General features: G+C 63.1%; 21 protein-coding genes. 2 read left to right on the top strand and 19 right to left on the bottom strand.

From position 1 onward, the window contains the following. The 15 genes from HGB10_06960 to HGB10_07030 all read right to left on the bottom strand — a co-directional run bounded on the left by HGB10_06960 (window position 1) and on the right by HGB10_07030 (window position 17,594). Window positions 1–963, bottom strand: coding sequence for a UbiA family prenyltransferase (locus tag HGB10_06960; GenBank protein NTU71539.1), 963 nt, complete (start codon window positions 961–963; stop codon window positions 1–3). After that, window positions 960–2,447, bottom strand: coding sequence for a menaquinone biosynthesis decarboxylase (locus tag HGB10_06965; GenBank protein ID NTU71540.1), 1,488 nt, complete (start codon window positions 2,445–2,447; stop codon window positions 960–962). Before HGB10_06965 ends, HGB10_06960 begins: the two co-directional genes overlap by 4 nt. A 52-nt stretch (window positions 2,448–2,499) precedes the next feature. Then, entirely contained in the window at window positions 2,500–4,275 is a 1,776-nt protein-coding gene (locus tag HGB10_06970; protein NTU71541.1) for a hypothetical protein, read from the bottom strand. Between the two features lies 1 nt (window position 4,276). Further along, complete coding sequence (locus HGB10_06975; protein NTU71542.1) at window positions 4,277–4,984, bottom strand: HAD-IA family hydrolase; 708 nt, start codon at window positions 4,982–4,984, stop codon at window positions 4,277–4,279. Window positions 4,985–4,986: 2 nt separating this feature from the next. Beyond that, the gene (locus HGB10_06980; protein NTU71543.1) at window positions 4,987–5,556 is read right to left on the bottom strand and encodes a nitroreductase family protein; all 570 of its coding nucleotides are present in this window, start codon (window positions 5,554–5,556) and stop codon (window positions 4,987–4,989) included. 119 nt (window positions 5,557–5,675) lie between these two features. Continuing rightward, window positions 5,676–6,461, bottom strand: a complete 786-nt coding sequence (locus tag HGB10_06985; GenBank protein NTU71544.1) for an anti-sigma factor antagonist — start codon at window positions 6,459–6,461, stop codon at window positions 5,676–5,678. Window positions 6,462–6,476: 15 nt separating this feature from the next. Continuing rightward, complete coding sequence (locus HGB10_06990) at window positions 6,477–9,692, bottom strand: SpoIIE family protein phosphatase (protein ID NTU71545.1); 3,216 nt, start codon at window positions 9,690–9,692, stop codon at window positions 6,477–6,479. A 74-nt stretch (window positions 9,693–9,766) separates the two neighbouring features. Continuing rightward, entirely contained in the window at window positions 9,767–10,492 is a 726-nt protein-coding gene (locus HGB10_06995; GenBank protein ID NTU71546.1) for a cytochrome c biogenesis protein CcdA, read from the bottom strand. Window positions 10,493–10,571: 79 nt separating this feature from the next. Continuing rightward, on the bottom strand, window positions 10,572–10,793 hold the full coding sequence (locus tag HGB10_07000) for a heavy-metal-associated domain-containing protein (GenBank protein ID NTU71547.1): 222 nt from the start codon (window positions 10,791–10,793) through the stop codon (window positions 10,572–10,574). Window positions 10,794–10,857: 64 nt separating this feature from the next. Continuing rightward, window positions 10,858–11,214, bottom strand: coding sequence for a zinc ribbon domain-containing protein (locus HGB10_07005; GenBank protein NTU71548.1), 357 nt, complete (start codon window positions 11,212–11,214; stop codon window positions 10,858–10,860). A 99-nt stretch (window positions 11,215–11,313) separates the two neighbouring features. Then, window positions 11,314–12,663, bottom strand: coding sequence for a sigma-54-dependent Fis family transcriptional regulator (locus tag HGB10_07010; protein NTU71549.1), 1,350 nt, complete (start codon window positions 12,661–12,663; stop codon window positions 11,314–11,316). A 10-nt stretch (window positions 12,664–12,673) separates the two neighbouring features. After that, window positions 12,674–14,221 (bottom strand): PAS domain S-box protein, encoded by a 1,548-nt coding sequence (locus HGB10_07015; GenBank protein ID NTU71550.1) that lies wholly within the window; start codon window positions 14,219–14,221, stop codon window positions 12,674–12,676. Beyond that, window positions 14,200–15,591 (bottom strand): RNA polymerase factor sigma-54, encoded by a 1,392-nt coding sequence (gene rpoN / locus HGB10_07020; protein NTU71551.1) that lies wholly within the window; start codon window positions 15,589–15,591, stop codon window positions 14,200–14,202. The genes HGB10_07015 and rpoN overlap by 22 nt, the downstream gene beginning before the upstream one ends. A gap of 109 nt (window positions 15,592–15,700) precedes the next feature. After that, a complete protein-coding gene (locus HGB10_07025) occupies window positions 15,701–16,684 on the bottom strand; it encodes a DMT family transporter (GenBank protein ID NTU71552.1) in 984 nt (327 codons plus the stop codon). Beyond that, window positions 16,668–17,594 (bottom strand): cation transporter, encoded by a 927-nt coding sequence (locus HGB10_07030; GenBank protein NTU71553.1) that lies wholly within the window; start codon window positions 17,592–17,594, stop codon window positions 16,668–16,670. Before HGB10_07030 ends, HGB10_07025 begins: the two co-directional genes overlap by 17 nt. Window positions 17,595–17,708: 114 nt before the next feature. On the opposite strand from HGB10_07030, the gene HGB10_07035 reads away from it, so the two are divergent. Continuing rightward, the gene (locus HGB10_07035; GenBank protein ID NTU71554.1) at window positions 17,709–18,008 is read left to right on the top strand and encodes a metal-sensitive transcriptional regulator; all 300 of its coding nucleotides are present in this window, start codon (window positions 17,709–17,711) and stop codon (window positions 18,006–18,008) included. A gap of 99 nt (window positions 18,009–18,107) precedes the next feature. Here HGB10_07035 and trxA read toward each other — a convergent pair whose 3' ends face one another. After that, entirely contained in the window at window positions 18,108–18,431 is a 324-nt protein-coding gene (trxA, locus tag HGB10_07040) for a thioredoxin (protein NTU71555.1), read from the bottom strand. 126 nt (window positions 18,432–18,557) lie between these two features. Here trxA and HGB10_07045 point away from each other — a divergent pair, with 126 nt between their 5' ends. Further along, on the top strand, window positions 18,558–19,805 hold the full coding sequence (locus HGB10_07045) for a hypothetical protein (protein NTU71556.1): 1,248 nt from the start codon (window positions 18,558–18,560) through the stop codon (window positions 19,803–19,805). A gap of 6 nt (window positions 19,806–19,811) precedes the next feature. On the opposite strand, the gene HGB10_07050 is transcribed toward HGB10_07045, so the two are convergent. The 3 genes from HGB10_07050 to HGB10_07060 all read right to left on the bottom strand — a co-directional run bounded on the left by HGB10_07050 (window position 19,812) and on the right by HGB10_07060 (window position 24,106). Then, a complete protein-coding gene (locus HGB10_07050; protein ID NTU71557.1) occupies window positions 19,812–20,534 on the bottom strand; it encodes a CehA/McbA family metallohydrolase in 723 nt (240 codons plus the stop codon). 178 nt (window positions 20,535–20,712) lie between these two features. After that, on the bottom strand, window positions 20,713–21,825 hold the full coding sequence (locus HGB10_07055; GenBank protein NTU71558.1) for a pyridoxal phosphate-dependent aminotransferase: 1,113 nt from the start codon (window positions 21,823–21,825) through the stop codon (window positions 20,713–20,715). A 127-nt stretch (window positions 21,826–21,952) separates the two neighbouring features. Next, window positions 21,953–24,106, bottom strand: coding sequence for a SpoIIE family protein phosphatase (locus HGB10_07060; GenBank protein NTU71559.1), 2,154 nt, complete (start codon window positions 24,104–24,106; stop codon window positions 21,953–21,955). Window positions 24,107–24,263: the final 157 nt, after the last annotated feature.

Here is a 24,263-nt window from a genome sequence, read left to right on the forward strand (position 1 = left end):
CTAGCCGACAAGACGGTCGCCGATCGCGCCTACGAGCACGACGACGGCGACCAATCCGTTTACGTTGAAGAATGCGGCGTTCACTCGCGACATGTCATCCGCCGATATGATCGCGTTCTCGTACCACAACAGGCCCGCCGCGATCACGACCCCTGCATAGTACGCCCATCCGGCGCCGAGCAGGTACCCGCCGAGCCCGAACAACACGACGGTCGCGACATGACACAGACGCGTGACTGCCAACCCCGTCGCGATGCCGAAGTCTGCCGGTACCGAGTGCACGCCGTCGCGAACGTCGCAGTCGTAGTCCTGCGTCGCGTAGATGATGTCGAAGCCGGCGGTCCAGATCGCCACCGCACCGCCAAGCACCCAAGGGGCCGGATGAGACAGTGGGGCGCCCACCGCCGCCCACCCACCGGTGACGCCCAAGCCGAGGCAGATGCCCAGCCAGAAGTGGCAGAACCACGTGAACCGCTTCAGGTACGGGTACACCACGAAGAACGCCAGCGGGATCGGCCACAGCCAGTGCGTGACCGGCGCGAGCTGGAAGCAAGCGAAGACGTAGGCCACCAGCACCACCGCCGAGAAGATCCAGAGCTCCCAGCGCTTGATCGTGCCAGCCGGAATCGGGCGGGATGCCGTGCGTGGGTTGCGGGCGTCGATCTCGGCGTCGACCGCGCGGTTGACGGCGAATGCGAAGCTGCGGGCACCCACCATCGCAACGGTGACCCAGAAGAGCGCCATCGGCGTCGGCCACCCCCCAGCAGCGACCCACGGGTTGAGCAGCGCGGAGTTCGACGCGCGGAAGGCCTCGTAGCCCGGCGCGCCCAGTGACGCAACCACCCCTGCGCCGTAGATGGCGCCGATGAAGGCGTACGGCAGAGCGAAGATCGAGTGCTCGAACTTCACCAGCTCGGCAAAGGTCCTGACCTTTCCGGGCTTATCGGCGACGGGAGAACTCACAGACCGAGCTCATTCCACATGGCATCGACACGCGACTTGACCTCGGGAGACATGATCATCGCGTCGGGCCACTCGCGGTCATGACCCTCGTTGGGAAGCGGCTTTGTGGCGTCGATGCCCATCTTGTAGCCGAAGCTCTCAAAGTTGCTGGAGTGGTCAAGCTTGTCCAGAGGACCCTTGGAGATGAGGATGTCTCGGCTTGGATCGACGTTGTTGAAGCAGCGCCAGGCGACCTGCGAGTAGTCATGGCAGTCGACGTCCTCGTCGACCACGATCACGTACTTGGTGAACATCATCTGACCCACGGACCAAGCAGCGTTCATGACCTTGAAGGCCTGCCCCGCGTACTCCTTCTTAATCTGGAAGATCGCGCAGTTGTGAAAGACGCCTTCGAGCGGCAGATCGTAGTCGACCAGTTCAGGGACGATCGCTTTGAGCGCCGGCAGGAACACGCGCTCCGTAGCCTTGCCCATGTAACAGTCCTCCATGGGCGGCTGGCCGACGATAGTCGTTGGGTAGATGGCGTCTCGGCGCATGGTGATGCACTCGACGTGAAACACGGGGAAGAAGTCGGCGAGCGAGTAGTACCCGGTGTGGTCCCCGAACGGGCCCTCCCACTTCGTCTCGCCCTTCTCGACATAGCCCTCGATGATGATCTCGGCATGCGCCGGAACCATGATGTTGTTCGTGATCGACTTGACGACCTCGACCGGCTCGCCGCGCAAAATGCCGCTGAAGAGGTACTCCTCGATCATGGGCGGACACGGTGCCGTCGCCGAGAAGATCGTCACCGGATCGCCCCCGAGAGCGACCGACACCGGGAACCGGTCGTGACCGGCAGCGAACCACTCGCGCATGTTCGAGGCGCCGTCGTGGTGCTGATGGATGTGCATGCCCGTCGTCTTGGCGTCGAACACCTGCATCCGATACATCCCGATATTGTGCTTGCCCTTGAGATTCTGGGTCACGACGAGCGGCAGCGTGATGAACGGTCCACCATCCTCGGGCCAGGTCGTGAGCACTGGCAGCGCGCCCAGGTCGACGTCGTCACCACGCAGCACGACATCCTGACACGGTGCCTTCTTGATCTCCTTGGGACCGGCGGTAGCGAGGTCCTTCAGGTTGACGAGAATGTCGAGCTTGCCCTTCATGCTCGCGGGCATGTCGAGCGGCAGCATGTCGGTGACGCGCTTGGCAACGGCATCGAGATCACGCCACGTGCCGGTCTCGGCATCGACACCGAGTGCCCACGCCATGCGGTCGTAGCTGCCCATCAGGTTGATCGCCACAGGCATCTTGTGGCGAAGGCCGGTCTCATGGTCGGTTGGAGCCTCGAATACGAGTGCCGGGCCGACGGCCTTGCTGACGCGATCCGTCACCTCGCAGATCTCGAGGTACGGGTCGACGGGCGCCGCAATGCGCTTGAGCTCGCCGTTCTTCTCGAGCAACGCGATGAACTCGCGCAGATCCTTGATAGCAGGCATAGATAGGGACCTCCGAGGTCTTGTGATGGCTGGCGAGGAGTTCGCAGGCGACCTATGTCTTGGAGCCGGCGGCCTCCTCGCCAGCCCTCACCCTCTGCACTTTGGGATGATACCGCCCGACGAGATAGGTTACGAGCGGCGCGAGCAGGGCGGCAACGCCCAGCGCGGTCACTTGGACCATGTCGAGGTCCGCTTTGAACGCCCACATGAAGTTGGGCAGAACCCATGAGATCGTCAGGCCGTACCACCAGGAGTACCAGGCGATCTGCAAAGCGAGCGTTGCCTGTATCGCGAGAATCGTGACGGGCCCGAGTACGAGCCAGCCGCTGCGGTATTCCGGCTGACGAGACCCCTTCGGCTCGGTGCGAAGGAGCGGATAGACCACGCCCGCAACCGCGGCCGCCGCAACACCGGCGATGATGGCTTCGATCATCCTCCCGTTCATGAACGCCTTCACGAACGTCTCGGTGTTGAACGCGGACAGCGACCAGTTGTAGCCGTGCACCCCGAAGAACAGCACGTTGTACACGACGTAGTATCCGAAGACACCCGCGAGGGCGGCCACACACGCCCGCCACGACGCGAAAGCGATGAGAAGGATCGCCACAAGGGCAAGCACGAAAGCTGCGGCGTTCATCGGCAGACGGTCTCTGCGCTCTCGCCCCAGCCGTTCCTCGCGAACCTGAGCAGCCGCCGCCCGCGCGTCAGAAGCCGGGCTTGCTGCGACCCCGGTCGCCGTAATCGCACCGATGCCATCTGTTACCACGCGCACATAGTTCGACTCGAAAGCAGAGATGCGGCGGTCATCCATACGAAGGAGGCTGGCTGACTCCGTTGCAACCACCGCACGCAAGAGGCCGGCTTCCGAGTATGAGGGAGCCGAGAAGCCGCCGAGAGCGGCAACGGTTGGCGCAACATCCTCGAGCCTCCCCTGCACGCTACCCATCTTGACTCCGGCGCCAGCGAAGACGCCCGACACGGTGGTGACGGTCGGCTCCCAACCGCCATGTCCACCAGAGTCGATGTGCCCGTGATCGGCCACCACGACAAACACCGTCTCGTCACTCTGCAGACCATCGATCAGCCGACCAAGATCCACATCGATCCGATACGCAACGTCCCGATACTCCTGCGACGCCCCACCGAATTCGTGACCCGCCTCGTCGAGATCGGGTACGTGCAGCACGAGCAGTTCCGGGTCCTGAGCCTTGGCGATGCGAAGCGCATCGTCGACCAGTGTGCCGGTGAGATAGCCGCCCTTCGGCCACGGCCTCAGGGAGACCGACGGACCCGCGGCCACCCCGTAGAGCTGTTCGAAGTCCTCTGGACCCACGACCGCCACCCGTTTGCCGGCCACGTCGGCATGCTCCATCAGTGTCGGTACCGGGACTCGTCCCTCGAACCAGTTGGTCGTCACCCCGCTGATATCCTGCGGCGCGCCGGTGAGTATCGTCGTCCAGTTCGGGTAGCTCAATGACGGCTGTGGCACCGTCAGCGAGACATCGGCCCCATACGTCCTCAGACGACTGAGATTGCCCATGCCGGTGCGTGCGATGTCGTCACGCATGCCATCGACGATCACCAGCACGACGCGCTCGGCAACGACAGGTGATGTCGTCGGTAGCGAGGCGAGGACCGGCGGCACCCAGACCACTGTGGGGCTCGTGTCCTGCGCTCCCGGTTGCGTCACGTACGGGCTCTGGTACTCGACAACCTGATCCCAAGCGAATCCGGCGAGCTGGTACGAAGCGAAGGCGATCGCAACGCATGCAGCAGCGACGACGACGAGGAGCACCCAGTTGAGAGCCGACCGGGATCGTTGCCTCATCTCATACCTCCATGTCCAAGACGCGCTCGAGATCATCCAGCGTTCGCAAGAACAGCCCGTCATACTCACGCGGCCCGTCGTGTCGGTCTATCAGAACCGCCGACATCCCAACGGCAGAAGCCCCGACAACATCGGCGTAGTGATGATCGCCAACGTGGGCCGCGTCGTTCGGACTGACCCCTAACCGCTCGCACGCCAGCTCGAATATCCTCGGATTAGGCTTATGGAGTCCCACGGCGGCCGATGAGATCACCGTCGAAAGATAGCCACCCAGACCAAGCCCATCCAAGAGCCCCGCCAGCCGCCGGTCCCAGTTCGAGATGATGCCTACCTGCACTCCCCGGGAGACGAGCCGCTCCATGGCCGGTGCCACGTCGTCGTACGCGCGCCACCGAGAGGCACACCCGAACTCGTCGTACACACGCGCTGCAATCCGCTCGGCGTCGTCTTCGATGCCGAGACGCCGACAGAGCAGCGAGTACATCCCAATCCACACATCTGAGGTCTCGGCCTCGTTCGTCCAGAACGTGTCGTCACTACGATATCGATCCTCGTAGTACGCATCGACCAGGGGCATCAACGCGTCGATCGCGCCGACATCATGACAATGCCCCTCTTCAATGAGGACTTCGCGTACAACGTGAGGGACACTCGGGTACGGATACAGCAGGGTATTCCCAACATCGAAACAGATGGCCTTAAGCGGCATCCTCAGTCGCACCAAACCGCGACGTCGGATCGCTTACCTACCCGCGGCGGAAGGTTCTGGGCCGGTGTCCCGATCGCAATCACACTGACGACCGAGTCGCCTTCGGGAATCCCGAGGAGGTCCGCCGCCTCGTCACGCACCCAGTACGAGAATGTGATCGGGCACGCACCGAGCCCTTCGGCGGTGGCGGCAAGAAGGAGGCTGTCGATCGCAGCACCCACGGACACAAGGCGATTCGCCGCCTGAAACTCGCTCGCGGAATCGGGGCATGCCACTGCTATCAGCACCGGCGCGCCTCCCATGGACGAGTACCAGCGCACCGCGCGGTCGTATCCTTCCGCCCCAAGCACGTCGATGTACTCATCCAGATATGAAGTGGTCTGCGAAATGACCTGCCCGAGCGCCTCACGAGTGGTACCGGTGGTGACGTAGAACCTCCACGGCTGCTCGTTCTGGCTAGAGGGCGCACTTGCTGCGGCTGCGACAACTCGTTCCAGTGCCGCGCGATCTACCTGATCGGGCTCGAACTCCCGCACAGCTCTTCGTGACGCCACGGCATCGTAGAACTCCATCGGCTGCGCAGCCTTCCCCTGTGGTGTGCGAGTGTCGGAAGCACGTGAGCGAATATCAACCCTGCGGTTCCGAATTGTAGTGGAACGGTCCGCAGCAGACTAACGGCCAAGGACAGCAATCACACGCCGTTGTGACCGCGGTGCTTGATGAGCCGCACGCAGGTCCCTCCCGTGACGGACTCAGTGAACTCCACACGGTCCATCAGTGCGCGCATGAACATGATTCCACGGCCACCCGGTGCGTACAGGTCGTCACTGGGCGACGGTGTGCCGTCGAATCCGTCACCCGAGTCCCGGACCTCGATCATCACTCGATCCTCGTATGCGAAGACACCGACTTCTATCATCGCGTCGTCGGGCTCGGATGAACCGTGGCGCACCGCATTGGCCAGCGCCTCGCCCATCGCGACCTTGATGTCGAACAGTGCCGACTCCTGGAATCCCAGTGGAGCGATCAGCTCGCTCACTCTCTCTCGCATCCCGGCCAGCTCGTTCACATCGGGGTGCATCTCGAACTCGTGTTCCCAGAGCGCCCGTGTTGGTTTCTCGGGCAATCGCAGCCCCTCGAGTGCCTGGGCGACGCTCGAACTCGAGCCGATGGACTTCGCGACGCCGATAAGCCCTGACAGTTCGAGCACACGCTGAACGTCTGGACTCGCCCCCGCTAGCATCAACCGACCGCCAACGGGCGACAGCCTGTGGTCGAGCCAGACGAGTAGTCCAAGCGCAGAACTGTCGGCGTAGATGACGTCTGACAGGTCCAGCACCACATTGACGCATCCGCCACCCATTGATGCGTCGAGTTTGGCCTGCAACTCAGGAACGACCGCCGTATCGACGTCGCCGGATAGTCGAGCGATGCAGGTGTGTGTGTTCGGCTCGTTCTCGATATCGAATGATGTCATCTCAGGCAGACTTCCCTACCGTTGCGATTCCAGTTCATCGTCGATCCCTAGAACCCGAATGGCCAGTACTGCAACGTCGTCCCTCAACCGGTTCTGGGCGAAATGGCGAACCGCAGCCTGGAGCCGATCCACTATGTCGCCCGGACTACCGCCATCGGCAAGTGCCTCTCGGACCCGCTGCTCGCCGAAGAAGGTATTCCCTGTTCGCGCCTCGGTTACGCCGTCTGTGTACAACAACACGGAATCTCCAACACCGAACTCCACCAGGTCCTCTGTGTATGTGACCTCCGCGACGGCCCCCAGGAGCGGTCCTGTAGCGCCCAGCAGCACGATGCTGCCATCATCGCGCCTGATCATCCCCGGCGGATGACCGCCACTCGCCCACGTCAGAGTGTGCGACCCCAGATCGACCCTACCAAGCCACAACGTAACAATGTCAGCGGGTCCGCCACCCTCCGAGACCATCTTGTTGACCTGGGTCATGACGCTCGCCGCAGGTAGCCCTGCTGCGACAAACGATCGGACGGCGTACTTGATCATCGAGGTCTTCGTGGCCGCACCGACCCCCTTGCCGCACACATCGGCGATCGCAAGCCAAATCGATTCGTCCGGTGCGGGGAAGAGGTCGTAGTAGTCTCCGCCGATCTCGGCGTCACCCCCAGCCGGCTCGTAGAGGCTCGCCGATTCGATCCCCGGGAACTCCGGCAGCGCGCCGGGCACGATCGACCGCTGGAGGACCGAAGCCACCTCGTGCTCGCGGCTGTACATTCGGGCGGTGTCGATGGCCAAGGCGGCTTGGGCCGCAAAGGTCTGCAGCAAGCTCACGTCATCGTCTGTGAAAGCATCCGGCTCAGTCGAGTACACCGTGAGCACGCCGATCGAGCGTCCGCGAGCGAGCAGCGGCACCGCAACCAGTGAGTGGAGTCCGTTGGCCACAGCATCGCCTGCAACACCCTCCATCCCTGAGTGAAGGTCTCGCAGGGCGACGGGCTCGCCTGACTCGAAGACGTAGCCAACGATGTCGTCCCCGGCAGCGAACGCGCGATCCATCACCGACGCCGAAACCCGGCCCCTGGCCATCTCGGTGGTGATCAAACGAGTGCGCGAGTCGTACGTTTGGAGAGCTACCGCGTCTGCGGTAAGGATCTTCTGGACGACGTCAAGAACGCGGTTGAGCACCACCTTCACCTGAAGCGACGAACCCACGGCTTGGCTGATATGGAACACCGTCTCCAGACTGTTCGCACGCGTCAGAGCCTGCTCGTAGAAGTACGCGTTGTCGAACGCAAGCGCGATCTCGTTAGCCACCGTGTCCGCGAGTTCCAGATCCCGCCGATTCGCGCGCTTCTCGCCAAGTGCGATGACCAAGACGGCTCCATGTTCGGACTCAAGGGCTATCGGAACGACGATCAGCTCGTGGGCCGAAAGCCGCTCCATCTCCGCATCCGCAGCACCATCGTCTCCAATACGCACCACTATCGGACTCTGGCCGTCGGCGCGAGCCAACAGCCGCAATGAGAAGCCGAGTACCTCGCCCTCCAGGTCACGGTCAGCGGCGTAAGGAATCCCGAGCGCGGGGCGGTCGACAATCGCGAAGACGGCCCGCACCGCGCCGAAGAGCTCGGCGACGGAGAGCTCCACATCGGTGAGAGCGTCGACAAACCCGCCCGGGCGGACGAGCTGCTCGGCCACCGTTCGCAGACCCTCGGCAACGCGCCGTGACTCCGACTCGAATGCGAAGAGACGCGAGTTGTGTACCGCGATCGCCGCCTGTGCTGAGAAGGTTCTGACCATCTCCAGCTCAGCATCCGTAACCTCGAAATCGGACTCACTCAGTATCACGACAACACCCATGGTTATGCGTCCCGCAACCAGGGGTGCGACGATGGCGGCGGATTCGTGACGAACGATTCCCGGCACTTCATCGGACAATCGCCTGCCTCGGCTGACGAACAGCGAGGGGCCTGCATCGTTGAGAGACGCCGCAAGCCACATATCGCTTGACGAATCGATCGCCGGCGCCAACGCGATGTCGGCACCGCGGGCACGAACGGGCACGAGCCACCGTCCGCCCTCATCGAGCAGGTACACGACCGACGAACCAGGACCAAGCATGTGCCCCATTGCCGTGAGGATCCCGTCGAGCACCTGGTCGAGCTGTGACGAACTAGCGAGAAGCTTGGACAGGTCGTGCAATGCGTTGAGGCGGAGCGCGACGGCGTTGAAGGCCTTTGCCACGCGCCCCGTCTCGTCGTCGCCGAGTGCCTCAATCGGCTCCACATACGCACCGGTCGCAGCGGTCAAAGCTGCAGACTCAAGCGCGCGCAGCGGAGCGACGACCCGCCGGGCTGCATACCAGGCGAATGCGAGCGATGCGCAACCACCCAGGGCCAGAACGAGCATGGTGGGCCACAGCGTCGTGGCGGCCCCTGCGGACGCGGCGAAGCGTGGCGAAATCGCGACAACCTGCCACTCGACTCCGGTAATCCCCTCAATCTCATCGTACAACCCCGAGTAGACGCGGCCGGCTTCATCGGAGGCGACCAAACGCCCCGCCCCGGTATCACTCTGCACTATCCGAGCTTGCGCGAAATCGATAGGCGCATCCGAGCCGGCCGCCAATACACGGCTACCTTGGAGCAGATAGAGCGTCCGAATCCGATTGGAGCCAGACCTGACGAGGTCACCCAGAAACGTCGTATCGAGTTCAACGAGGATGATGCGGGAGTGCCCATCCCGAGCCAGAACCGTCTGCACAAGCCATAGCGAGCCGGTTCCGGACGAAGCATCGTGATGGATGGCGCCCGAGACGCCCGCAAGAGCTGCATCCGCTACGACAGTTGCCGCGGGCGACGTAGCTGACGCGGTCGAGGGGACAGCTGCAATCGGGGCTGCACGTTCGTCGAGCACCGCGATGGTCGACACGACCCCCGTCTCCGAGCTCATCGCACTGCGCAGCGACGACTGGAGTGCGCCCGGCCGGTCGTCTGCGACCGCGGATTGCGCAACCTGTGACATCGTGACGCCGGCTGCAGCAACTCGGGCCAACAGAGTGTCCTCGACGAGTTGCATCGAGGCCTGGCTGTCAGCGTTCATACTGCCCGAGGCCAACCGTGAGGTATTCACAACGGCAACCACAGCGGCCGTGATGAGAGTGATGCTGCCTATCAGGAGGGTCACGCGGACGATGCGAGCTGCAAGTCCACGCGACGCGCGAGCACGTGCCCCCATTCGGTCCCCCAATGAACCGGCAAGACGAAACAGCAACTGCCGGCTAATGGTACTTCATGACCTGACGGTTTGCGTCACAGGGCGACGGTAGGCAGCACCTTCGTGAGCCACGTGGCAAGGACAGCGAGGCGACCCGTGACGATGAGCAGGCCAACGATCACGAGGAAGACGCCTGCAACGCGGTTGATTGTGAGCGCGTGCCGATTGAGCCAGCGAAGCAGCGGCGTTGCGCGGTCGAAGAGCAGCGCCACGGCAAGAAACGGCAGTCCGAGCCCGAGAGAGTACGTCAGCAGCAGCAGGGCCCCGCGCGCGACGTCGCCACTTTGACCGGCTAGCCCAAGAATCGCTGCGAGGATGGGGCCGACACACGGAGTCCAACCCGCCGCAAAGGCGATTCCCATCACGAAGGCAGCAGCACCCCCGAACCGCTTGGCGACCGACATGTCGAGCCTCGCCTCGCCGTACAGCCCGGGAATCTTGATGATGCCGAGCATGAGGACGCCGAAGGCTATGACGAGCACGCCGCCTATCTTCTCCAGCGCGAAGCGATACTCCGCCATGAACTGTCCGAGTACGGATGCGGATGCTCCCAGCCCTACAAAGACCAACGAGAACCCGGCCACGAACAGGAGTGCTGGCAGCATCACCTTCCCGGTCCGATTGCCACGCTCGGATAGCTCGGCGCTGCTTAACCCCGTCATGAAGGAAAGGTACGCCGGAATCAGCGGCAAAACGCAAGGTGAAAGGAACGAGACTAGGCCAGCAGCGAATGCGGCCGTGAAACTAACCGAAGCGTTCAATGCGACACCTCAATCTCGGCGATCTGTCGTCGCCCAATATACCCCATAGGGTATATTGGTGCAAGCGTCGAGAGCCGAGTCAGCCCACCGGCTCTGCGTCGTAACCCGCACCCCGAATAGCTTCGATTATGGTTGGGATATCGACGATGTCCGCATTGAACGACACGATCGTCTTCCCTGTCGCATGGTCGGTCTGCACCGCCGTGACTCCGTCAATCTCACTGACAGTCATGTCGACCATCATCGAACAGGAACGACAGTGCATACCGGTAGTGAGGAGCTCGCTGGTCTGATCGCTCATATCGGAACCTCCGTGATGACGCAGGGATCGCGGCCGACGCAGTGGGAGTGAACACCAAACGCGTTCAGGCTACACGAGAGGCCGATTCGCCGGCTCCGACGCGCTTGTTCGCATCGACGGCCACACTCTCCTGGCTGCCGCCACAGTACGGGCAGAGGCGCCACTCCTCGAAGATCTGGGTACCGCACGAGACACAACGTGTCGACTTGGGCGATTCCGGCTCATGCACCCCAACGCCAACCAGCAGCAGCCACGACAGCAACCCGACGCTCGCGCCGGCGACAAGCGGGATCGTCCAGCCGACAGCGTCGGAGAAGATCGCCGAGTCGCGCGCCACAGATGTCAGAAGCAGCCCGATGCCCGACAACAGCACAAGTGCGCCGACAAGCGCGAAAGCTGTTCTCAGACTCGGTCGCTGCATGGCGTCTCCCGTTGCGCGGTGCGAATACGCACCGTTTTGCAAGGTATATGCCAAGCCCTACGCCATTTCGTATATCAACGAATCTGAATGCATCGGGACCTAGAGACCGAAACGTTGCATCCGCGCTTCCAGCGTCTTTGCGGTCAGCCCGAGAAGCTTCGCCGCCTTAGGCACCGCCCCTCCCGAGCGATCGAGGGCCTGCCTGACGAGATCAAGCTCAACCTCCTCCAGCACGACGCCGTCCTCGGGCAGCACGAACCCACTGATTCCCCGCGCAGAACCGGTTGTCCCGGCTCGAATCTCGGAGGGCAGATCCGAGGGTAGAATCTCATCGCCGTGCGACAGAATCACGATTCGCTCAATCGTGTTCTCAAGCTCACGAATATTCCCGGGCCACTGGTAGTTCACGAGAGCCTCCACAGCTTCGGGGGCGAGTCGCTTGGCCTCCGCATTGAACTTCTCGAGGAAGTGAGCGACGAGGACCGGGATGTCGCCGGGCCTCTGACGCAACGGAGGGAGCGTGATCGGCACCACGTTGAGTCGGTAGAAGAGGTCTTCTCGGAAGTCGCCATCGGCGATGAGTTGCTGAAGGTCGCGGTTGGTCGCGGCGACGACCCGAACGTCGACCTCGATGCTGCGCGTACCACCGAGCCGCTCGAAGCGTCGCTCCTGAAGCACGCGCAACAGCTTGACCTGAGTCGCCGGGCTGATATCCCCGATCTCATCGAGGAAGAGGGTGCCGCCGTTTGCCATCTCGAACCGACCGGGCTTAGGCGTCATGGCACCAGTGAAGGCACCCTTTTCGTATCCGAACAGCTCACTTTCAAGCAGAGTCTCGGGGAGCGCCCCCGCGCTGACCGAGACGAACGGCTTGGTCGCCCGAGTCGAGAGGTTGTGCAGGGCACGAGCGATCAGCTCCTTGCCCGTGCCGGACTCCCCGTAGAGGATCACCGTCGCCGAAGTCGGCGCTACCTTGTGGACCGTCTCGAGAATCTCGGCCATGCCTCGGTCCTGCGCGACGATGCCCTGCACGTCGTACTCACGGCCCACTTCCTGCCTGAGGCGCTCGACCTCCAAAGCCATCTCCGAGAAGGTGAGCGCCTTGTCGATCGCGATCCGGAGTTCCTCAAGATCGAACGGCTTCGTGAGGTACTCGGTCGCGCCCGCCTTCATCGCGTCCACCGCGGTGGCGACGTTTCCGTGAGCGGTCAACATGATGATCGGGAATCGGGCACCCTTCGAGCGGAGCGTGCGCAGAACCTCCATGCCGTCCTTGCCAGGCATGCGGTGGTCCAGCACCATCACGTCGGGCTCATCGGCGGCGGCAGCAGCTAGCGCGGCCTTCCCGTCCTCCGCTTCGCTGACCTCGAAGCCCTCACCCGAGAGCGCCTGGCTGAGCACCCATCGCATGTTCTTCTCATCGTCGACGATGAGGATCTTCTTGCTCATCACGTTCCCTTCACTCACTGAGTGCGGCCGGCAGGCTGACCGTGAAGGTCGTGCCTGTGGATCCGCTTTCGACTTCGATGTGCCCATCGTGCTCGTCGAGGATCCGATGCACGATCGTCAGACCAAGACCGGTGCCCTCCGCCCGCTTCGTGAAGAAGGGGTCGAAGACCTTGGGCAGGTCCTTCTCGCTGATTCCGGGCCCGGTGTCCGAAATGATGATTTCGACGTACTCATTGGCGGCGCGTGTCTCGACGACAATCGTACCCCCATCACCCGCCATGGCCTGAACAGCGTTGGTTACGAGATTGAGGAACACCTGCTTGAGCTGGTCGGGGTCACCGAGAACCGTTGGCAGCTCCCGTGAGAGATTCTGATCGATCGTAACGTTGCCCTGAGCGGCGAAGCGCGAGGTGAACAGCACGACATCCTCGAGGACGCTGTTGACATCCGCACGCACAAGGGTCGGCTTGCTCGGGCGACCGAAGTCCAACAGCGCTTTGATCACCCGATCCAACCGATCGATCTCCTGCTTGATGACCTCTGCGGCCTCGTCGATACGGGCGGCATCGCACTTGGCATCCTCGAGTAGCTGCACTGATGCCCTGATCACCCCGAGTGGGTTGCGGACCTCGTGTGCTACTCCGGCGGTCAACTCGCCCATCGCGGCAAGTCGGTCAGCACGGATGAGCTGGTCGGTAAGCGCCTTGATGTCTGATTGATCCTCGAGCGTGACGACCGCACCAAGCACCGTTCCGCCAACCGCGCGCATCCTCGAGGTCGAGACTTGCACGTGTACCTCGTGGCCGGTCGCAGTCACCACCGTCGTCTCGCGCATGGCGATCGGAAGCCGACCCGCAAGCACCTTGGCGACATCGGCCGCGAGTCCCCCGTCAACCCGGAACATCAGGCTGATCGGTCGCGGCACCATCTCGAACTCAGACATTCCGAGCATGCGCTCCGCGGCGGGATTGGCGGTTGCAACCGAGCCATCGGGTCCCACCGTCACGACGCCGGAGGTGATCGCGCGCAGGATCGACGCCGTGTAGTCCTGGATGTTCACCAGTTGGATCGCGCGATCCTCAAGCTTGGCGTACGCCGCCTCAAGCTGCCCGCGGAGCTCCTGCATGTCGTGCGCCTTGCGCTCCTCGGTGTCGCGCATCGTGCCGAACAGCACGCCGATGACGAGGAAGGTCGCCACTTCAAGCCAGTTGTCGACGCTCATGCCCGCGCCGGCGGTGATCGACAATTGCGTGTGCAGCACGAAGGGAATTGACGCGGCGAGTGAGGCGGCCACGCCGCCCTGGAGTCCGAACGTATACGCGGCCAAGATGATCGGAATCAGGTAGAGGCGACGATACACCAGCTGGAGAAACATCCCGCCCGCAGTATGCGGTGCGGCGATGTTGAAGATCGTGATGACAACGAGCGCCCCGACAATGATCACGATAGCGCGGGTCTTGTTCAGGCGCTCATGCTCCTCATCGACCACACCGCTGCCCGGCCTCGGCACGTGGGGTGGACCCAGACGCTCCGGCGTCATCGCCGGCGCCTCGCCCAACTTGGCTCGATACGAAGCTCCTCACGGTACTTGGCGACCGTTCGGCGTGCGACTGTAACCCCTTCATCAGATAGGAGTTCGGCCAGTCGCTGGTCAGAGAGCGGCTTGTCCGGGTTCTCGTCACGGACAAGTTCGCGCAACCTCTGCTTGATACTCGTCGCTGCGACGTCCATCCCGTTCGTCGTCCGGTAGCCTCCGCTGAAGAAGTGCTTGAGTTCGAAAAGACCGTAGGGTGTCGCCATGTACTTGCCGGTGACGCCTCGCGAGACGGTCGAAAGGTGCACGCCGAGCTCCACGGCCACGTCCTCGAGGCGCAGCGGGCGCAAGAGACCGTGCCCGTCGTCGAAGAACTCCGCCTGAACCCCGAGGATGATCTCGGTGATTCGAGTGACAGTGTCCTTACGGCGATCCACGTTCTTGATGAAGCTCTCAGCCGAACGGATCTTGTCCTTGAGGTACTTGCGAGTCTCGTCGTCGGCGTTCGACCCGCTCTTGAGCAGGCTTCGATATCTCGGCGACACGCGTAGCGTTGGAATCGCCTCGTTGTTGGAGGTGATGAGCCAATCCTCGTCGAATCGACGGATGGTTACATCGGGAACGATGTACCCCGGGGACGGACCCGGCGAGAACGCTCCGGCCGGCCTGGGATTCAGCTGCCGGAGAATCTCGACCAGCCTGCGTACCTCATCCTCGTCGATGTGTAGCGCCCGCGCGACCTTCCGAAAGTGATTGGCCGCCACGTCGTCGAGGTGCTCCCGCACGATTCTCAACAGATTAGGCTCGTTGAGGCCGAGGTACTCGAGCTGGAGGCACAGCGCCTCGACCAGATCCCGGGCACCGACGCCGGGCGGATCGAGCTGCTGGACCGCGTTGAGGGCCCGGTCCGCGTCGTCGGCGCTCACCTCGGCCAGCGCAGCGATCTCCGCGAGTGAACCCGTGAAAAATCCGTCATCATCCAGCGACCCTACGACCAGTCGAGCCGCGCGTGCGACCGACTCAGGTATGTCGAGCAGGCCCACTTGATCGATCAGATAGTCGTCGAACGACTGGACGCCGCCGACGTACTCCTCAGTGTTCGCCGTCTCCGCGTTGGGATCGCGCGGAGCGGTCTGCTCAACGGTGTCGAGGTCCTCGTACATCTCGAGCCACTCATCCCACGAACGTTCTTCATCGCGCTCGTCGACCGGCTCCGCGTCCTCCGCAGGCTCACTCTCGGTCTCATCGACTTCGAGGACCGGATTCTCGAGCATCTCGACTTCGATGAGCTGCTGAAGGTCGGCGATGGGCATCGCGAGGATACTCAGACCCTGGTAGACCTGGGGCGAGAGCGTGACCTTGTGCCGTAGTTCTGGCCGCTGTGAGAGTTCCACGATCCGCCTCCCCCCGGAACTCGACCCCGGCGCTGGAGGCGGCCGGGTCTGCAAAAAGTATACCACCGCAGCGCAGACCTATACCGCCGCTACCTGCGGATTCCGCGTGCTAGTCCTGTGGAGGAAGCGTGACGGCGAGCGCCTTGTCCGATGACTGAACCACGACGATCGCCGCGACGACAAGCAGCCCTCCGAGCATCTGCGCCACAGTCAGCGACTCGCCGAAGAGTAGAAACGCGCCGATTCCGGCGAGAAACGGCTCGACCGTCGACGTCACCGTCGCATTGGTCGGCGCGATGTGGCGCAGCGCGGTGAGAAACGCGGCGAACGGGACTATCGTGCTTACCACCGCCATGAACAGGACCGCCGCAGCCGTCCGCGGGTCCACAAATACCCCCAAGACCGCCCGTGGTCCGAGCAGCACGACCCAGAAGAGCGACGCGAACGCCAACCCCCAGACCAGCGTGGTATAGGGGCTGAACCGCGTCGCAGCATAGGTCCCCATCAGTGAGTAGGCGGCGAAGAACACCGCCGACAGCAGCCCCCACATGACACCCCGCACCGAGACGACCAGCCCCTCCCCGCCCAACGCCCCCACCACCAATGCGCTCCCAGCAACGGACAGCGCGACGCCGGCCGGCAGTGCCCACGTGAACCTGTGGCCCATGAAAGCAACGCCAAAGATCATCACGATCACCGGCGCCAGATACTCCAGGAGAATCGCGGTTGCGACGCTGGTCAAGGAGATCGTCTTGAAGTAGGTGAAGTGGACCATCGCGAGCCCGGCCACGCCAAAGACCGCGAAGAAGGGCAGGTCCCGGGATGCGATGCGCAGCTCATCGCGCCGGCCAATCGCCATCACGAGGAGCAGCAACACGAAAGCCGATAGCGCACGCCCCGCGGAGAGAACGGTGGGCTCGATCGCTATTCCGAGCGGCTCCACCGGCCAGCCGGCGGTCGCTCCCGAAGGAGCGGTGAAGAGCCACTTGGCCATCAGGCCACCCGTGGCCCAGCATGCAGCGGCAAGCAGGGCGAGCAGGTACCCAGTCAGCCGATGTGGGTGGCCGGCGTCGAAATCAGCCTGCCTCGCCACGCGTCTCCTGTTCGGTCTTGGCCTGCTGATACTCATCGAATGGCTCAAGGTGCGCGATGACGTCAACGACCTGTTCGTACCGCTCGGCAATCGCACGCTCCACGTTCTCGGCAATGTCATGCCCTGACGCCACCGAGATGCTCGGGTCCACCTGAACATGCAGGTCGACAAGCACTTCCATCTCGGAACCACGCGTACGGATGTGATGGCAGCCAAGAACGCCGGGGACGGCAAGCGCCACCTCACAGAGGTCGGCCACCGGCAGACGAGCGGAGTCCGAAAGGGTCGCGCTCGCCTGCTTGAAGACTCCCCATGCCGTGTACACGATTGCGACGGTGACGAGCAGCGCGACGATCGGGTCGGCCTTCTCATAGCCCATCTTCACCAGAACGAGGCTGATGATGACGCCAAGACTGACCAATACGTCGGAGCCCGTATGAGACGCGTCGGCAATCAGTATCGAGCTTCCCAGTTTCCGGCCGACGACGCGCTCCCAGCTCGTCACAGCCAAGTTGATAGTGAGCGTGCCGATCATGACCACGAACGACATCGTGTTCACCTCGGGTGCCGATGCGGGGTGGATGAGACCCGCTACGGCCTCGCTGCCGATGCGCCACGCGGCCAGCAGGAGCATCGCCCCGATGATCGCCGAAGCGTAGGTCTCGAACTTCGAATGGCCGTAGGGATGATCGGCGTCTGCCGGCTTGCCCGCGAAGCCCATCCCCACCAGACCGACGATGTTGCTGGTGCCGTCGAACATGGAGTGGAAGCCGTCCGCCTGCATGGCAGCGGAGTTGATCGCCATGCCCCCGAACAGCTTCGCAAACGCGACCCCGAAGTTCAGCAGCAGGATCACCCAAAGAGTCCGCTTGATCGCGCGGATGCGTTCACCTTGGACCGTTCCGGTCATTTCTCGCCGATAACCCACCAAGTCCCCCTCGTCCTGGTTTGCGCAACATACCCCTAGGGGGTATAATTCGCGCGGTATTCAAGCATACCTTACCCACTATGGTTGGAGCGAGACATGAGTGACATCACCGCCTCAGGGCTTCCGAACGAGTCGGAGCGCAAGCGCCTCCTCAACCGACTACGCAGACTTGAGGGACAGATTCGTGGGCTCCAGTCGATGATCGAGTCCGACAAGGACTGTGAAGCGGTGCTCACTCAGATCATGGCCGCTAAGTCGGCCTTGAATCAGGTCGGCATGCTCATTATCGGTCACTCGATGAAGACGTGCCTCATCAGCGACGAGGCCGCGACCAAAGACGAGGTCATCGACGAGGCAATAGCTGTGTTCCTGAAGTACTCCAGCTGCGTCAAGTAGACGACCACCGCTACCGTGTCATCAACGAAGGGCCCCGGCGTACTCACCGGGGCCCTTCAAATTGCACCGCTTCAATGCGGTCAATCGCTTGCTCGAGTACTAGGCCTCGATGCCGAGATCGCGACCGAGCGCGTCTGCCCCGCGAGCACCGACGACCTGAGCGGCCATCGTGCCGCCAACGAACTTAGCGATGGTTGGGATGCTCATGACGCCGTACCGAACCGCCAGTTCCTGGTTCTCGTCGATGTTGACCTTGACGAACTTCACACCATCACCAACACGCTCTGCCAACTTGTCGAGCTCGGGACCGACCATGCGGCACGGGCCGCACCACGGAGCCCAGAAGTCAACGACAACCGGTACGGGAGACGAAGCGACCACTGACTCCCAATCGGCCACAGTGACGTCGATAGCATTGCTCATGTTTTCATCCCTCCAGAGGAATCCTGTCGTGCGTATACGGTGAGAGTATACCCATGGGGGTATTTTGAGTCAACCAGCGACACCGTCTCTCTGCCGTTACGAGTATCATCCCCGCAGGGAGGCTCCATGACACAGAATGCGCCCTATTGGATCACACTGGTTGCGGCAGCCATCGTCTTCGGCGCCGCCTTCGTGGCCATCCTCGTCGCGCGACGCTCTCTGGAGTCCGTCTTCGTCGCCGCATCCATCATCGCGTTCGCCTTCGCGGGCTGGGCGTTCGGCGAGTTGAGTGTGGCATACGATCGCTTCGACGTACTCCTATGGGCCCTCGGTTTCGGCGCTGCGGCGTTCTGCGGTGGCTATGCACTCGCCTCCACGCTGCTCGCCAGCCTCGCCACCAAGACACGCCGGCTCGTCAGACCCACGACGCTCCCGGATGACCCCGGTGCTTCGGCCGTCGTCTTGGTGGGTGCTATCGACCCGGACGTCTACGACGAGCGATGGACCGCCGTCGAGCTCGATCGACTGTCCGAAGAGGGCCTTCTGCACGTCTCCGTCGCAATACTCCCCTTCCTGTTCTTCGCACAGAAGGCACGCTATCGCGCTGTTGGCGGCTCAAGTCCGGCCGCCCGCCAGTTGAACTGGCTTGCTGACCGACTCGCGGAAGCACTCGCAGCACACGGAGTCGGTCGGGTTGAGTCGGCCTGGCTCGGAGGGCGAAGAGACCTCGCGACCGCCGTCCTCAAACTCGTGGAACGCGGGTTCCGTTCAATCCAGGTCGTCGAAGTGATGGTCGCCGGCTCGCTGGAGCTCGACGAGGCGAAGCGTAGGGTCGACGCACTGCGACTCGATGAACTGGGCGTCAGCGTCAACTACGCAGATCCGCTCTGGGGCTCGGAGCGGGTGGCGGCGCTCGTTGCCGACCGCGTGATGACGGTCGTCAGCGACCCGGGCGCAACCGGTGTCGTACTCGTCGGGATCGGCCAGCCCGAAGAGCGTGCCGGCTCGTGCAGATCCTTCGACGAGCAGGAGACCGCGTTTCTCAACCGGATACGGATGCTGCTGGTCGAGCGAGGGCTCAGCGACAGCAACGTCCAGCTCTCGTGGGCTGACTGGCATGGGCCCGACGTCACCGGCGCTGTGAGGCACGTCGCGGCACTCGGTTGCGAGCGGCTGGTTGTGATGCCGGCGTGCTTCCCACTCGACACCGTGGAGACGATGCTGGAGCTGCCACTCGCCGTCCGTCAGGCTCGCATCGACGAGTCCACATCCGTTGTGTCGCTCAGTGCGTGGCACGACGATTCGGGGCTGCTGGAGACGCTCGCCGAGAAGGCGGCGGGAGTGCCATCCAAGGATGACGCAGCAGGTCGATAGGGATGGCTACTCGGCTTTGCAGCGCACCCGGTTGAGGGCCTGCTGTCGGCGAATGCCCATGATGTTCATGGCATACAGCCATGCGAGCGACATGCCCTGACGCGAGGCCTCGGCACGCGTCTCGAGATTGAGAATGCTGGCCCGGAGGTCCTCGCCTGACTCGCCTCGGAAGAGCGTGTAGCCGCGACCCACAGCCTCGAGGACGTGCGCATCGCTGCCGCCCGTTGCTGCGACACCGCGACCCCCTGCGAGGGTCTTAGCGGCCATGCTGTTCGCCCACACGAGGAACGGCAGGGAGTTGTACACCTCAAACGCATGAAACGCCCACTCGTTCGCCGCGGCCGTGAACATGTTGCGTCCACCCGGGCCGAACACTCCCTTCGCCGAGAAGGGGTGTGCGATCACCGCGATGCCACCCTGCTCCTCGATTGCGCGCACGGTGTCCGACGCGGACATGCCGGGCCGAACCTCCTCCTCGATGAACAGACCGAGGATGTGGCCCTGTCTCGACGAGACCTCCTCGCCGACGACCACGTCGAAATCGTAGTAATCGGCCATGGATCGGGCGTAACGGGCGCCCTCGAGTGTGTTGTGATCGGTGATTGCGATGACGCCTAGGTCGGTCTTGCTCTGAACGTAGTCCATGATCTGCGGAACAGACGCCAACCCATCACTGTGATTCGAGTGAATGTGGATGTCGGCCTTGCTCCATACCTCGTGCTCAATCACGTGGGATGTGTCCCCTCGTTCGTTGGCAAGCTCGTGGACGCGCTGCCCGGTCGTCACGAAGTAAGCAAAGTGCGAACCAAGAACCCACAGTGACGACTAGCCCCCTCCACTGCAAGTGTCGGCGCAGCGGCGCCGGACCTGAAGTGACGTGTGACGAACGGCACCGACGAGCGGTGGGCTAGTGGCTCGCCCGTGCCCATGCCGCCAGTCGACCGGCTCCTTCACTCAGGCGATCGAGATCGGTCGCATAGCTGAAGCGCAGGAAGCCCTCGCCGCCTGCGCCAAAGTCGATGCCCGGCGCACAGGCGACCGATGCTTCGTCAAGAAGGCGGTAACACAGCTCAAGCGAGTCCTGCCCCCATGCACGGGCATCCGCGAACACGTAGAACGCACCGCATGGCTCACAGTCTATTGTGAGCCCGGCGTCCCGGAGCGCAGGGACGAGGAATCGACGGCGCTCGTCGTAGAGTTCGCGCATGCGGGTGACGTCGGCCTGCGCCTGCGTGAGAGCAGCGATGCCTGCAGCCTGCACGAAGGTGTTAGCAGCGAGAAAGAAGTTCTGCTGGATCTTCTCGGCGGGTCGAACGAACTCGGGAGGCGCAATGAGGTAGCCGAGGCGCCAGCCGGTCATCGCGTAGGTCTTGGAGAATCCGTTGAGGACGAAGGCGCGGTCCGTGTAGGACAGGATCGTGCGGTCCGGACCGCAGAAGTCCAGTCCGTGGTAGATCTCGTCACTCGCGATGTAGACGCCGGTTTCCTCGGCGATCTTCGCCAGCCCGATCAGGTCGGCATCGTTGAGCACCGCACCGGTGGGGTTGCCGGGCGAGTTGATCATGATGGCCTTGGTGCGCGGCCCTATCGCCGCTCTGACCTCGTCAAGGTCGTACCGGAACCCATGCTCCGCCCGAGTGCGGATGAGTCTCGGCACTCCGCCGAGAAAGGTGACGTAGTTGGGATACGCCGGGTAGCAGGGGTCCGGCATGATGACCTCATCACCGGGGTCGAGCAGGGCGCCGAACATCAGCAGCATCGCCGGCGACGTGCCCTGAGTGACCACGATGTTCTCGGGATCCACCGCGGTCTGGTACTTCGTGTCGTAGTGGACCCGCAGCGCCTCTCTTAAGTCCGGCAGGCCGGCCGACTGGGTGTAGTGCGTGCTACCCGTGGCCATAGCGTCCTCGGCTGCTCGCGTGATCACGTCGGGCGTCGGAAAGTCAGGATCGCCGATCTCGAGCCGAACGATGTCTCGACCTTCCAGTTCCAGCGCCTTCGCCCGCGCAACGATGTCCATCACCACAAATGGCCGGATCTCGGCAGAACGGCGGGAAACGGTCACAACAAGACTCCTTGGGTCACGGGACTGAAGATGCTCTTTGCAGCCGCAATCGGCGCACGACCGGACAAGTCTAGCGCAGCGCCTACTCGGGTGCGGTCAGCCTGCAGGCGAGAAGCGCGATGTCATCACTCAACCGACCATCACTGAACTTGAGAACCGCATCGAACACCAACGTTGGCAACTCAGACACTCCACATGTGTTCGAAGAGCCGAGGAGTTCGAGCAGCCCTTCCTCGCCATAGAAGACGCCCTGCGGGGTCCTGGCCTCGGTGACGCCGTCCGTGTAGAGGAAGAGCGTCTCATCTGCGGCCAGCGAGCTCGATGAGTCGACATAGTGAAGGTCGGGGAAGGCGCCGATCACTGATGAGTTGCCCTCCAGAAGCCTCACGCCGCCGCCGCAGTCGATCACCGCGGCAGGTGGATGCCCGGCGTTGCAGTACGTGAGGTCGCCCGTGGTCGGCTGGATGACCGCGAAGAACACACTCGCGAAGTCCGGTAGTTTCGCCGCCTCACAGAGCGCGATGTTCGCGTGCGCAATGGCCTCGGCAGGCGAGTTCGTCTCGTGGGCGTACGCTCGGATGGTGTCCTTGACTATCGACGTAAGGACTGCCGCCTCCAGACCCTTGCCCGAAACGTCGCCCACCAGCACGCCCACATGACCGCCTGGCATCTCGAACACGTCGAAGAAGTCGCCGCCCACCCGCATCGACATCGTGGCAGAGCGGTACATGTGCGCGAAATCGATCCCGCGGATTGCGGTCGGCATGAGGAGGAACGCTTCCTGGAGCGTCTCGGCGATGTGGTGCTCGACCTCGAAGCGGGCCGCGTTCGCGAGCGAGAGCGCCAGCGACTGAGAGAGCCGAGCGACGAAATCTGCCTGCTGCGCATCGAACCCACTCAGGCGGCCTGTTCGGCCGAACAGCAGTGCACCGCCGACGGCTCGGTGCGCAGGCACCGGTATGACGATAGCCTCCGTAAGGTCGAACTGCTCGGCAAGCCAGCGTTCGTGGGACCGCCCCGATGGCCTGAGTACGATGGGCGCGTCGGATGACATAGCGCCGAGCAGTTCCCGATCGAAGGTGAGGCCCTCTGCGGGGACAACCACGCCGAAGGTGTGATTGACCGGCCACTCTCCTCTACTCGCTCGAGCGAGGACCCCGACTTCACACTGGAGCGCCGTCGCGGCGATCGACAACACCTCGTCGAGCGCCGAATCCAACTCGAGCGATGCGTTAAGGCATGCATTCACCTCGTTGAGTGCGGCATTGAGCCGCTCGCTGCGCCGAGTGCGCTCCAGCAGACGCGAACCGGATATGGCGAGTGACACACGGTCTGCAGCGAGCTTGATCATCGCGCTCTCAGCCTGATCGACAGGCCGTCCATGCATCCAAGCGCATTCGAGCACGCCGAAGAGTGCGCCATCCGCGTAGACGGGCACGCCGAACATCGAACGGATGCCGCCGGCATCGTGCAACGGCAAGAACGCGGGGTTGGAACGAATATCGGCGATGTAGAGCGGCACCCCTGCCTCGGCCACCCTGCCGGCGAAACCCTCACCCACGGGTATAACCGTGCCGACCGGTGCCCAGTGCTCCGCACCCACCTGGGCCCGAACATCCAAGTGGTCGCCTTCGTGTACAACGAAGAGAGCCGCGTCGGCCCCCATGACCTGCGCAAGCGCGCTGATGATGCTGTCGAGAAGCAGCGGGAGCTCCGACAGCCCGACGGCGCTGGTAAGCAGTGTGAGCGCGCCGTCAAGTCGCGCATTGGCCTGCGAGAGCTGATCCAGGAGACGCGCGCGTAGCTCTTCGCTCTCCTTACGAGCCGTGGTGTCGCGCACGACACTGATGACGCAGTCCATATCCTCAGAGCCCCACCGGCTGGCACTGACTTCGACGGGAAACGTCGATCCGTCCCGACGTCGGTGCGTCGTCTCGAACGTTACGCCTCCAGCGAGTGCCGCCACGAACTGGGAGTCGAAGGTCGTCCTCGCCTCCGGAGTTCGCAGGTCATGCACGCTCAACGCCAGCAACGCGCTGCGGTCATAGCCGTAGAGAAACTCCGCCGCGCGGTTGACATCAAGTAGCCGACCCTCGCGGTCCATGATGACGACCACGTCGCGAACCGCATCAAGCGCATCCCTATGGCGCGCGTCATCCAAGCCGTCGGGACGAGGTGTGTCGGGTATGTCGTGCGACAGGGCCCCTCCTGAGCTGCGCAGCGATCGTATCCACATGGTAGCGCAGTCGGGCGCGTCAACACACCTACAGAACCCGAGCAGCTTCTCAGCGGAGTGCTATCGGGCCACTGAGGACGAAAGCGGCCCTCCCCTTTCGGGAAGAGCCGCTGTTCATTCATGGTGTCCGAGGAGGGATTTGAACCCTCACGCCCTT

The sequence above is a fragment of the Coriobacteriia bacterium genome (assembly GCA_013334745.1).
Taxonomy (GTDB): domain Bacteria; phylum Actinomycetota; class Coriobacteriia; order Anaerosomatales; family JAAXUF01; genus JAAXWY01.

What these genes read in the sequence shown, in the direction of transcription:
- HGB10_06965 (NTU71540.1), bottom strand. Translation starts at nt 2,447, where the DNA reads ATGCCTGCTATCAAGGATCTGCGCGAGTTCATCGCGTTGCTCGAGAAG.
- HGB10_06970 (NTU71541.1), bottom strand. Translation starts at nt 4,275, where the DNA reads ATGAGGCAACGATCCCGGTCGGCTCTCAACTGGGTGCTCCTCGTCGTC.
- HGB10_06975 (NTU71542.1), bottom strand. Translation starts at nt 4,984, where the DNA reads ATGCCGCTTAAGGCCATCTGTTTCGATGTTGGGAATACCCTGCTGTAT.
- HGB10_06980 (NTU71543.1), bottom strand. Translation starts at nt 5,556, where the DNA reads ATGGAGTTCTACGATGCCGTGGCGTCACGAAGAGCTGTGCGGGAGTTC.
- HGB10_06985 (NTU71544.1), bottom strand. Translation starts at nt 6,461, where the DNA reads ATGACATCATTCGATATCGAGAACGAGCCGAACACACACACCTGCATC.
- HGB10_06990 (NTU71545.1), bottom strand. Translation starts at nt 9,692, where the DNA reads ATGGGGGCACGTGCTCGCGCGTCGCGTGGACTTGCAGCTCGCATCGTC.
- HGB10_07000 (NTU71547.1), bottom strand. Translation starts at nt 10,793, where the DNA reads ATGAGCGATCAGACCAGCGAGCTCCTCACTACCGGTATGCACTGTCGT.
- HGB10_07005 (NTU71548.1), bottom strand. Translation starts at nt 11,214, where the DNA reads ATGCAGCGACCGAGTCTGAGAACAGCTTTCGCGCTTGTCGGCGCACTT.
- HGB10_07010 (NTU71549.1), bottom strand. Translation starts at nt 12,663, where the DNA reads ATGAGCAAGAAGATCCTCATCGTCGACGATGAGAAGAACATGCGATGG.
- HGB10_07030 (NTU71553.1), bottom strand. Translation starts at nt 17,594, where the DNA reads ATGACCGGAACGGTCCAAGGTGAACGCATCCGCGCGATCAAGCGGACT.
- HGB10_07035 (NTU71554.1), top strand. Translation starts at nt 17,709, where the DNA reads ATGAGTGACATCACCGCCTCAGGGCTTCCGAACGAGTCGGAGCGCAAG.
- trxA (NTU71555.1), bottom strand. Translation starts at nt 18,431, where the DNA reads ATGAGCAATGCTATCGACGTCACTGTGGCCGATTGGGAGTCAGTGGTC.
- HGB10_07045 (NTU71556.1), top strand. Translation starts at nt 18,558, where the DNA reads ATGACACAGAATGCGCCCTATTGGATCACACTGGTTGCGGCAGCCATC.
- HGB10_07055 (NTU71558.1), bottom strand. Translation starts at nt 21,825, where the DNA reads ATGGACATCGTTGCGCGGGCGAAGGCGCTGGAACTGGAAGGTCGAGAC.
- HGB10_07060 (NTU71559.1), bottom strand. Translation starts at nt 24,106, where the DNA reads ATGTGGATACGATCGCTGCGCAGCTCAGGAGGGGCCCTGTCGCACGAC.